Raw genomic sequence first — 11,314 nt, forward strand, 5'->3', positions numbered from 1 at the left:
CAGTGACGCGCTGCACACACTCCGGCGCGGAACCGGCTTCCGCCTCGCCGGAACAGATCCACGGAGACTCCATGACGGCCCCGACAGCAACCAAAGACAAAGACACAGAATCCACCGACCCGCCCGCCGCATCCAAGCCCAAGATCCTCTTCCCCGGCACCGCCATGCTCCTGGTCGCGGTCATCGGGTGCTTCACCGCCTGGGGCATTGCCGCAGACCTGACGACTCCCATGGTCTCGGGCTTCAAGCGCATCTTCGACATGTCCTCGTTCCAGGCGTCCCTGGTCCAGATGGCGTACTACGGCGCATACTTCCTCCTCGCCATTCCCGCCGCCTTCATCAACTCCCGGTGGGGCTACAAGGCGGGAATGGTCTCCGGCCTCGCCCTGGCGGCGCTGGGCGCCTTCGGCTTCTGGCCCGCCTCCCAGGTGATGACCTACGGGGCGTTCCTGGCCGCCCTGTTCGCCATCGCCGCCGGCTGCTCCCTGCTGGAGACCTCCGCCAGCCCCTACGTGATCTCCCTGGGCCCGGAGGAGACCGCCACGCGGCGCCTGAACCTCGCCCAGGCGTTCAACCCGCTGGGGACCAACATCGGCGTCCTGATCGCCTCGACCCTCATCCTGCCCAAGCTCGACACCCCGGTGAACCTCGCCGACGTCACCCCCGAGGTGGAGCGGCAGATCCGCGCCGAGCAGCTGCGCGCCGTCACCGGCCCCTACATCGGGCTCGGGATCCTGCTGGCCGTCATCCTCGTGATCATCTTCGTCCAGAAGGCGCCGCCGTCGGCCCCGGCCGATGAGGCCGAGGCCGCGAAGCCCGCCAACCCGGCGGCCACCCTGTGGCGCTCGACGAGATACAGGTACGGCGTCGTCGCCCAGTTCTTCAACGTGGCCGCCCAGGTGTGCTGCTGGACGTACATCATCCAGTACACCCAGCAGGCGATCAACGGCTCCCTCCAGCTGGGCTCGCAGATGCTGCAGATCAGCCTCATCGTCTTCCTCATCGCCCGTTTCGTCATGACCGCCGTCATCGCGCGCATCCGGGCGACCAAGGTCATGGCGGCCCTGGGCGCGCTCGCTGTCGCCCTGTGCATCTACGCCGCGCTCCGCCCGGACATCACCGGGGTCATCGCCGTCATCGCGATCTCCCTGTGCCTGTCCCTCATGTTCCCCACGATCTACGGCGTCGCCCTCGCGGGCCTCGGCGAGGCGACCAAGTTCGGCGCCGCGGGCCTCGTCATGGCGATCGTCGGCGGGGCGATCATGCCGATGATCCAGGGGAAGGTGATGGACTCCACGAGCGCGGCGACCTCGTTCATCGTCCCGGCGATCTGCTTCGCCATGGTCACGCTCTACGCGATCTACGACCTGCGCACGCCCACCCCGCGAGTAATCGCCACAACCTCATCAGAGAGGAAGGCCAAGTGATGACCACTCTGAGACAACGCCTCGTCGCACTTCTCACCGCCGCGACAACCGCCCTCGCCCTGGCCGCCTGCTCGCCGCACCACTCGGCGAGCGGGTCCATCGACGTCCTGTCGTGGTGGACATCCGCCTCCGAGTCCTCCGCACTCGACACCCTCATCGCCCAGCACAAGGAGCGCAACCCCGGAGCCTCCGTTGACGAGATCGCGGTCGTCGGCGGCGGGGGCTCCCAGGCCCACGTCACCCTGGCGACGCGCATCGCGCACGGGGACGCGCCCGACGTCTGGCAGAGCCTCGTGGGCGGGAACATTACCGCCTGGCACAACGCCAACGCCGTCGGCGACGTCTCCTCCCTGTTCACCGACAACGTCAAGGCCCAGCTCCCCGAGGACATCCTCTCCTCGGTCACGGCCGACGGGAAGCAGTACGCGGCCCCCCTGTCGGTGCACCGCGCGAACGTCCTCATGTACAACCGCGACGTCCTCCAGAAGGCCGGGGTCGCCGAGCCGGGCGAGGGCTACACCCTCACCCAGTTCCTCGCCGACCTGGACGCCCTGAAGGCCAAGGGGACGACGCCGATGTGCATCGGCGCGGCCGACTCCATCACCACGGCGGGGCTCTTCGAGTCCGTCCTGCTGGCCACCGTCGGCCAGGACGGCTGGGAGAAGATCGAGGCCGACCGCTTCGACTGGAACGGCCAGGAGGTCAAGACCGCCCTCGGCACATTCGGCCAGCTCATTGACCACAGCGACTACGCCGACCAGACCGACAAGCCCCGCACCTGGGACGAGGCCTCCGGCCGCCTGGCGGCTGGCGACTGCGGCTTCTACCAGATGAACGACAGCGCCCTCGGCGAGTCCCTCACCGTCGGCGACTCGATGGCCGGCTCCGCGACCAGCACGGCGGCCAGTACGGCAACCGGCACGGCCGGCGCAACCGGCGGCTCCACCGCCGGGGCGACGGCGGCCTCGGCCGACGGGACGACGGCGGCCTCCACCGGTGAGGCCGCTGACGCCTCGCCGGTGTCCTCGACCGTCTTCCCGGGGACCGAGGGGAGCTTCCTCATGGTCGTCGACGCATTCGTCACCTCCTCCTCGACGGACAACCGCGAGGGCGCGGACGCCTTCCTGACCTCGGCCCTGGACCCGGGGGTGCAGACCGCCTTCTGCAAGGTCAAGGGGTGCGTCCCGACGCGCAACGACGCCGATGTCTCCTCCTTGTCCTCCTACCAGCAGCAGGCTGCGGGGGACCTGCGCAGCCAGAAGGTCCTCAGCTCGATCTCCTACGGGGAGGTGATCTCCCCAGCGATGCAGGACGGCTTCTTCCAGGCCGTCAAGAGCTACATCTCCACCCGGGACGCCTCGTCCTTCGGACGGGTTCTCACCGAACGCGTCAATGAGGGGGCGGGCGGGCCCGCCGACCGCTGACCGGGCCGGCCGCTGACCGGGCCGACGACGGCGCGGCAGCGGGCACGGTCAGGGGCGGGGCCCGCCGACATGGTGACATGATCGGCGGGCCCCGCCCCTGCGCTCGATCAGGCGCCTGCGGCGGATGCCGTCAGGCGATCTGGTCGAGGAAGGTGAGGATCGAGTGGGGCTCCTCGATGATCTCCTCCAGGCGCGCGTTGAAGGGCCCGCCGTAGGGCATGCCCAGGTGGGTCTGGAAGGCGTCCTCGTCGACGTAGGCCTCCATGACGAAGAACTTCGCGGGGTTGTCGCTGTGGCGGTAGACGTCGAAGACGCGGTTGCCCGGCTCGGCGCGGACCTTGTCGGCAAAGCCGCAGATCATCTTGGCGACCTCGTCCTCGAAGCCGGGCTTGGCGGTGAACTGCGAGTGCAGGATCTTCATGGTTCCTCCTCCTGGCGTCACGTGCGACGCCGCCCCCATCTTATGGCGCGCATCACTGGCAGGTGCGGAGAACGGCGGCTGTTTACGGGGCCGCCGGGCGGGCCGGGGAGCGGCCCCCCGTCCCGGGGCCGACGCCGGTGGAACGGCATGGGCCGGACGGCTGGTTCCGGACTGGTACCGGCGGGAGGCGCGGGCCGCACCCCGGCCGTCAACATGGGTTGACGGCAGTCGGCAACGTCAACGGAGGTTCGTTGATGCGGGAAAGGTACGTTCACGATTCAGTCGAGACCGTCGACGAGGTCGGTCAGTTCCTCCCCTTCGCCGAGATCAGTCCAGGCCGTATGAGAGCAGGGTCCGATGGCTTGCGGGCCGGGGTGAGGCGGGGCCGCACTCCTTCAGCCGGCAGATGCCCGAGGAGATCAACCGGGTCCCGACCGACCACGCCGCCGACCTGCTGCTCGCCCCTGCGCAGGTGGCCGCCGGGCAGCACCGGCCCCTCGAGCTCACCGCCCATGCTCGCCCCCGCGCAGGTGGCCGCCGGGCTAGGCCTGGAAGCGGGCTCTACTCGCCGGCCATGATCCACCGGGCGGAGAACACCGACGACGTCGACCGCCTGCGCCTGGTCCGGGACTCCCCGGCCGGGGTCAACCACCCGGTGGCGCTGCTGGCGCACCCGCGGCTGGTGGCCAGGTGCGCCGAGCACGAGAGCGAGCCGGCCGACCGCGGGGCGCTGCGCGCCCACCCGCTGCCGGCCTACCCGGGGTGGCGTCGTCTCGTGCTCATGCTGGCGGCAGAGCCATTGTGGGCGTAGAGTGTGGCAGGTCACCCCGCTGTGGTGCGGGTGGCTCTCGTCCTGTCCTGGTCTGGTCCCTGGGGGTTGTTGTGGGTTCGTGCAAGGATGATCTGGGGGCGTATAACGAGCCGGTGGTGTTTGACGACGCGACGGCGGATGCTCTGGTTACGGCGGCGTCGGGCTTGTCGTCGACGATCTCGACGATGGGGTCGGATGTGGGAGTGTGGGCGTCGACGGCGTCGGCTGATTTCGAGGGTCATTACGGGGACGTGTTCGACTCTGGCGCCAAGGCGGGCCAGGAGGACTGTACGAATATCTCGGCCGCTCTGGATGACCTGGTCAGTGAGGTGCGGGCGCTGAAGAGTGCGGCCGCGACTGAGCGGAGGCGTCGGGCGGTGGCCAAGGAGTGGGCGGACCGTCAGGACGAGGAGAACCTGTTCAAGCAGGGGTGGGACTGGTTGACCGACGGGGACAAGCCGCCTGCCGGCCCGGCTCCGGTACCGTTGCCCGAGCCTCATGAGCCGGTGGTCTCGACGTGGGCGGAGCCGGCGCCGGGGGCGGCTGGTGCGGTGTCGTCGGCCAGGCCGTCGGACCTGCGCACGTACGCCTCGAACCTATCGGGGGCCAGCGAGAACGTGTCCACGGGCAAGGGGAGGCTGGAGTCGGCGCTGGACTCGTTCGCGTCGTTGTGCTCGTGGTGCTCCGTGAACGCCTCGGGGATCACCAGCGCCCTGGCGTCATTCATCTCGAACAACTCTGGTGAGGTGACGTGGGTGGGGGCGGTCGCCTCCGCCTTCGAGGCCGCTGGTGGCGATGGGATCGTGAGCGTGTCGGACGCCGCGATGGAGGCCTCCCTGACGGCCCAGGGGGTCGTGGGTGGTCGCAGGCCGCTGGATGTGGCGTCCCCGCGGATCGCGGGGGACCCGCAGACCTCGGGGTACGCCGATGACCCGGTGAACACCACGACGGGCAACTTCGTGGAGCGTGAGGTGGACCTGGGCTTCACCGGCGGCCTGGCCTCGCTGGGGTTTGCGCGCACCTACAACTCGGTGCTGGACAGTGTGGGGGCCCTGGGGCCGGGGTGGGCCTCGTGCGCTGACGAGCGCCTGGTCCTGGACGAGGAGGGGGGCGAGGTGGGTGCGCCCCTCAGGGCGGCACCTGGTCTTCCCCCGCCTGGGAACAGGCTGGGAGCGGGCCACGGGTGACGCCCTGTGGCTCGAGCACCTGAAGCCGGCCGACGACGGCACCAGCGACGCCGGTCGCGACGGCACCGGCGACGCTGCCGGCGCCGGCGGTGACGACGGCGGGCCAGGCGACGCCGCTGGGCCGGCCGGTAACGAGTGGCTGGTGGTGTCGGACAACGCCGGCGGCCGGTGGGTGTTCGACGCCTCGGGGCGCCTGGCATGGACGTGCACAGGGGCCGGGAGCCGGGTGGACTACGTCTGGCAGGCGGGGCGGCTGGTGGGCCTGGCCCATGAGCGCGGCGGGCGCGTCACCGTGGTGTGGGACCAGGAGGCCGACCGGATCACGGGCCTGGAGGCCTCCGACGGGCGGCAGGTGTCGTACCGTTATGATGCCTCGGGGCGGCTGGTGGGTGTGGAGCGCGAGGGCGGGCGCCGCAGCTATGAGTGGGACGAGGGCGGGCGGGTGCGCCGGGTGGTGGACGCCGACGGCGTGGTGGAGGTGGATAACACCTACAACCAGGCCGGCCAGGTCCTCACACAGCGCTCCCCCTTCGGGCGGGTCAGCCACTACACCTACCTGCCCGGTGGGGTCACGCAGGTCGCCGATGAGGACGGGGGCCGGGCCAACACGTGGATCTACGACCGGTGGGGCCGTCTGGTCGGCATGGTCGACGCCGACGGGGCACGCCAGTCGGTCGCCTGGGACCGGTGGGGCAACAAGGTCATGGTCACCGCCCGTGACAAGCAGCGCACCATCAACCAGTACGACCAGCGGTCCCGCCTGACCATGCGGGTCGAGCCTACCGGGGCTCGGACCACCTATGACTACGACCAGGCCGACAGGGTCGTGCGAGTGGCCGTAACCCCCGAGCCGGACGCCGCCCCCAGCGTCACGACATTCACCTACCAGGGGGCTGACCGCAACCCCACAACCATCACGGACCCGTGCGGCGGCCTGACCCACCTGGAATGGGACCACGGGCTGCTGGTGCGGGTCGTCGACCCGGTGGGCGTGAGCCTGGACCTGACCTACGACCACCACGGCGACCTGATCGCCACCACCAACGCCGACGGGGCTACCGCGCGCCTGGAACGCGACGCCCGGGGACGGATCACCGCCGCCACCACCCCCCTGGGACACCGCACGCAGTACCGCTACGACCAGGCGGGCAACCTCACCCACCGCCGCGACCCCGACGGCGCCCTGTGGCGGTGGGAGTACACGCCCGGTGGGCGCCTGTGCACGCTGGTGGACCCGGCCGGGGGCCGTACCGAGGTCGCCTATGGAGACCACGGGGCCGAGGAGTCCACGACTGACGCAGTGGGCCGGGTGATCTCAACGGTCTATGACGACCTGGGGCTCAAGGCCGGTGCGACACTGCCGGACGGGTCGTCCTGGCAGTTCGGGTGGGACGCGCTGTCGCGGTTGCGTTCCGTGACGGACCCGACAGGAGCGCGGGCGGTCCTGGAGTACACGGCCAATGGGGACCTGGCCCGGACGGTGGACCCCACGGGTGTGGTCCAGGACTTCGAGTCCGGGCCGTTGGGCCTGCCCACGCTGGCGCGCGACGCCGACTCGCAGGTCGGTACCACCTGGGACGCCCTGGGTCGCATGGTGGGGGCGGTCAACGCGGACGGCACCACCTCGACGCTGGTGCATGACGCGTGCGGTCGTGTGGTCGAGCGCGTCGATGAGCACGGCGGGTGCACGCGCCTGGAGCGCGACGCCGCGGGTCGCGTGGTGCGCGTGACCCAGCCGTCGGGGGCGTCGTTCTCCTACGAGTACGACCACCTGGGCCGGTGGGTGGCGACGATCTCCACGGGTGGGCGCCGCTACGAGATGCGTTACGACTCCGACTCCCGCCTGGTGGGTGAGACCTGGCCCGATGGGCAGGAGGTGTCCACAACCTTCGACGTGTGCGGGCGGATCACCCGCAGGGTGGAACCGGGCCGGGGCACCACCTGGTTCACCTACGACAAGTGCGGGCGCATCTCCTCGGTGCGCGACGCCTGGTACGGGCTGCGCAGGTTCACCTACGACGACGCCGGACAGCTCGTGTCGGTGACCAACGCCCTGGGGGCGGTCACGCGCTTCGAGTACGACCGGATGGGCCACCGGGTGGCGATGGTCGACGCGGCCGGGGGCAGGCGCACCTGCACCTATGACTCCATGGGCCGTGTGAGGGCGATGACGGACCAGGTGGGGCGCACCACCCGCTACACGTACGACGCGGCCGGACGCGTGACCAGCCGCGCGGACGCCACCGGGATCCTGGGCTGGGCCTACGGGAGCACCGGGCGCCTGGAACGAGTCATCAGCAGACCAGCCGGCGGGCTGGAGGACCAGGGAGGCGACGCCGTCGGGCAGGACGCTGGGGCGGAGACCATCGCCAGCATCGTGCGGGACATAGCCGGGCGGACCTGGAGCGCCACGGGCCCCGGCGGACGCGCGGATACCCTGACCTGGGACGCCATGGGACGCCTGGTCTCCCGCAGCCGCGGGGACCAGACCATCAGGTGGACCTATGACGCGGATGGGCTGCGCACGTCCATGACCCACCCGGACGGGTCCGTGACCCGCTACGTCTACGACGCCGACGAGATGCTGGCGGCGGTCGAGCACCCGACCCTGGGGCGCCTGGACCTTCAGCGGGACTGGCTGGGGCGTGTGACGCGGGCGGTCGCGCCCGGGGTGGAGGCCACCTGGACCTGGGGGCCCCACGGCGTGGTCGCTCACAAGGTGGTGCGGGACGGGTTCGTGCGCACCACCGCCCTGGAGTACGACGAGCAGGGGCGCGTGACCGCCCAGAGCGTGGACGGGATCCGCACCGCCTTCGCCTACGACGCGGCCGGCCAGTTGACCCGCGCCGTCACCGACGAGGGCATCACCACCACCTACACCTGGGACGCCCTGGGCCGCCTGGAGGCCGGCGACAGCGACGGGATCGTCACCACCTACACCTATGACGCGGCCGGCCAGCTGCTGACCACCACGACCACCGACACCAAGAACCCCACCACCGACGCTGGGAACGACCCGGCGCACAATGCCGGCGCCACCGGTCGCGCCGGTGCGGGCGCCGACGGCAATGGGGCGCGTCGACAGGTCCTGACCTACGACGCCGCGGGGCGGCGGGTCAGCCAGGACGACGGGACCAGCAGGCGAGAGTTCACCTGGGACCCGCGCGGGTTCCTGGCCGCCTACACCGATACGACCGACGGCGGCGGGGCGCCCGGGTCGACCCACACCCTGGACGTCGACACCCTGGGTGAGCTGGCCGGCGTCGATGGGCAGGGCGTCATGTGGGACACCGCCTGGGGCGGGTTGGCGCAGGTCGGGCACGTGCCCGTCACCGCCGTCGCCGGGGTCGGCACCGGCACCGGTGGGCCCGGCGGCGGGTGGCTGCTGCCCGAGCGCGCCGGTCACGACGCCGCCGCCTCCCCGTGGGGCACCGGTGCGCCGGGCCCCGGCCTGGGCGGCCTGGGGGTCACCACTACCGGGACCCTGACCCTGCCCGGGGAGCCGGGCCCCGGCGGAGCTGGCGGCGGCCGGCCCGGTGGCGGGGCCGGCCTGTCGTGGCTGGGCGCACGCGTCTACGACCCGTCCACACACTCCCTGCTCTCGCCCGACCCGCTCGAGCCGGTCCTGGGAGCCGGCTGGGCGGGCAACCCGTACTCCTACGCCGGCAACGACCCGGTCAACCTGTCCGACCCCACCGGCCTGAGGCCGCTGAGCGACGCGGACCTGCAGGCGTGGAACGAGGCGCACACCACCGGCCTGGCCGCAGCCGGCAGCTGGCTGGCCAATAACTGGAAGTACGTCGCCGCCGGCATCGTCATCGGGGGCCTGGCGACTGCGTTCCTGGGACCGGTCGCGGGCGGGGCCATCACCGGGGCTGTCATCGGCGCCTGGCAGAACTACGACCAGCAGGCCGCCTCCGGCCAGGGCGTCAACCCCTGGCAGGTCCTGGGAGCCGGGCTGGTGGGAGGCGCCGCAGGCGCCATCGGGGGCGGGGTGGCCTCGTGGCTGGGAGGCGCTAACGGTGCCGGCGCCTACGCGTGGTTGCAGAACATGCCCGCCATAGGTCGTAACACTCTCATCGGCGGGGCCTCCGGGGCGGCCGGCGGGGCCTTCGGCGGCGGCGCCGGCTACGTGCTGGAACCAGGCCCCCACACCGTCGGCGGCCTCCTGGGCGCCACCGGCCGGGGAGCCGCCATGGGCGGGACCATGGGAGCCGGCGTCGGAGCCGTCTCCTCAGTGGGCCGTAACGCCTGCTTCCCCGCCGGCACCCCTGTCCTCATGGCCGACGGCACCACCAGGCCCATCGAGGACGTGGCCGTCGGCGACCACGTCGCCTGCACCGACCCCGACACCGGCCAACCCACCACCTCCACGGTCACCAGGACCTTCACCCACGAGCACGCGCCCACTATCCGCCTGGCCACCAGCAACGGCGACCTGGAGACCACACCAGCCCACCCCCTGTACGTCCACGGCAAGGGCTTCACTCCCGCCGGACACATCCAACCCGGCGACCACCTGCGCGACAACCACGGGCACCCTGTCACCGTCAGCACCGTTACCGCCACCGGCCAGGCCCCCACCGTCCACAATATCGAGGTCAACAACACCCACACCTACCACACCACCACAACCACCGGCACCCACATCCTGGCCCACAACGGATGTACCACGGACTTCGCTGAACCCGTCCTGGCGGAGCAGTACGTGCCACGCTCGAACTGGAGCCTCATGACCCAGAGGAATCGCCTTGACATGGCCCGCGACATGCGGGACCAGGTGGCACTGGAGGCCAAGCCCGGACCTTATGCCACGGTGACTGCCGGGTACACCAGCAGAGGACACATTGCCGTCGCCGGGAACCGGAGCAAAGTATGCGCCGAGCGCAACGCCCAGATACAGCTCGACGTCCCCGATTACCAGATGCACTTCACCGAGGCCGTGAGACCAAGACTCGTCCAAGATGTCGCGAAAGGAAAACCCGTGCCGAATGGCGTCAATGTCGATATATGTCATACGTGCCAGCATGATTTTGGGAGATGGCAGTTCCCACGGGGGACTGAGCCGAAACCAGGAGGTGAATGGGGTGAGTGAGATGAGGCTCGACTGGGGCGGTGTGCGCACCTTGGACGGGGTGGGGCTGGATCCCGGGCTTGTGGAGGCGGTGGTCTCAGCAGGCGGCCGGGCCCAGGGCCGCGAGGACCTGATGATCCTGGACGGTATCGTGTACTACAACCGCTGCCTGTCAGAGGCGGCGCTTCTGGTCACGAGCGAGCTGGTGGAGGCAGTGTGCACGGGGCGCTGCACCGTCCCCTGGGGACTGTGCTGGTCCACCGACGCCCTGTACGAGATCAGCCTCGGCGAGACAGCCTCATCCGAGACGGCGCTCAGTAACACAGGCGTGGCGGACCGGTGCCGTAGCATCATCCGCGACAACCTCCCCCGCCTCTACCAGACCGCCCAGAGCGTCACCGACGACCACACCCTGGCAAGCCTGGTGACCATCATGGGTATGACCGACCCCGACGAGAACCGCTGGAACACCTTCACCCAGAAGCTCCTCGACCACGACCCCGAAGTACTGACCGTGAAAGAGGTGAAGGACACCCGGGACTGGCGCGCAAAGATAGGAGGGCCCCTGTACGAAGGCTTCGACTGGTGGAAATAGACACCACAGACCTGGAACACGGCCAGACGGCCCCGGCGCTTCGCAGAGACAAGGTGCCCCACAGCGATCAGGGAGGCGTTCTCCCATCCTGCGCCGGCCCCCGCCCCGGAAGAGACCCCACTCCTTAGGCTGTCCCACGTGAGGTCATCCTGGCCGGCGGCACCTCCGGGGCGGCCGACGGCACCATCAGGCCCATCGAGGACGTCCGGGCCGGCAACCAGTATGTACGAGCGCCCATAGTGAGGATCACCGCGATGACAAAGACCCCCTTCCTGGGGCTGCCCGATCTTGAGGGCCTGGACCATGCCGACCTCGCCGCGGCGGCTCTGGCCTGCGCGACGCGCCTGTCGCCGCTGTTCGCGGGGTTGGCGACGC

Annotated in this window: 7 protein-coding genes; 6 read left to right on the forward strand and 1 reads right to left on the reverse strand. The window is 70.5% G+C overall.

Annotation, left to right across the window (positions count from 1 at the left end):
* Positions 1-71: 71 nt before the first annotated feature.
* Positions 72-1,427, forward strand: coding sequence for an L-fucose:H+ symporter permease (gene fucP / locus O145_RS06985; RefSeq protein WP_043561597.1), 1,356 nt, complete (start codon positions 72-74; stop codon positions 1,425-1,427).
* Positions 1,424-2,851, forward strand: a complete 1,428-nt coding sequence (locus tag O145_RS06990; RefSeq protein ID WP_043561603.1) for an ABC transporter substrate-binding protein — start codon at positions 1,424-1,426, stop codon at positions 2,849-2,851. Before fucP ends, O145_RS06990 begins: the two co-directional genes overlap by 4 nt.
* A gap of 130 nt (positions 2,852-2,981) precedes the next feature.
* On the opposite strand, the gene O145_RS06995 is transcribed toward O145_RS06990, so the two are convergent.
* Complete coding sequence (locus O145_RS06995) at positions 2,982-3,272, reverse strand: putative quinol monooxygenase (protein ID WP_043561606.1); 291 nt, start codon at positions 3,270-3,272, stop codon at positions 2,982-2,984.
* Between the two features lie 406 nt (positions 3,273-3,678).
* Between O145_RS06995 and O145_RS07000 the strand changes: the two genes are divergently transcribed.
* The 4 genes from O145_RS07000 (at position 3,679) to O145_RS07015 (ending at position 10,939) form a co-directional block, all read left to right on the forward strand.
* Positions 3,679-4,083 carry a UDP-N-acetyl glucosamine 2-epimerase gene (locus O145_RS07000; protein WP_052374794.1) on the forward strand — a complete coding sequence of 135 codons (405 nt, stop codon included), beginning with the start codon at positions 3,679-3,681 and terminating at the stop codon, positions 4,081-4,083.
* A 251-nt stretch (positions 4,084-4,334) separates the two neighbouring features.
* A complete protein-coding gene (locus tag O145_RS18605) occupies positions 4,335-5,270 on the forward strand; it encodes a DUF6531 domain-containing protein (RefSeq protein WP_169740329.1) in 936 nt (311 codons plus the stop codon).
* Positions 5,203-10,365 carry a polymorphic toxin-type HINT domain-containing protein gene (locus O145_RS16410; RefSeq protein ID WP_052374796.1) on the forward strand — a complete coding sequence of 1,721 codons (5,163 nt, stop codon included), beginning with the start codon at positions 5,203-5,205 and terminating at the stop codon, positions 10,363-10,365. Before O145_RS18605 ends, O145_RS16410 begins: the two co-directional genes overlap by 68 nt.
* The gene (locus O145_RS07015) at positions 10,358-10,939 is read left to right on the forward strand and encodes a hypothetical protein (RefSeq protein WP_156966637.1); all 582 of its coding nucleotides are present in this window, start codon (positions 10,358-10,360) and stop codon (positions 10,937-10,939) included. Before O145_RS16410 ends, O145_RS07015 begins: the two co-directional genes overlap by 8 nt.
* Positions 10,940-11,314: the final 375 nt, after the last annotated feature.

This window comes from Actinomyces israelii DSM 43320, from assembly GCF_000711965.1.
GTDB lineage: Bacteria > Actinomycetota > Actinomycetes > Actinomycetales > Actinomycetaceae > Actinomyces > Actinomyces israelii.

Excerpts from the sequence above, each read along its gene's own strand:
- fucP (WP_043561597.1), top strand. The coding sequence starts at position 72 with ATGACGGCCCCGACAGCAACCAAAGACAAAGACACAGAATCCACCGAC.
- O145_RS06995 (WP_043561606.1), bottom strand. The coding sequence starts at position 3,272 with ATGAAGATCCTGCACTCGCAGTTCACCGCCAAGCCCGGCTTCGAGGAC.
- O145_RS07000 (WP_052374794.1), top strand. The coding sequence starts at position 3,679 with ATGCCCGAGGAGATCAACCGGGTCCCGACCGACCACGCCGCCGACCTG.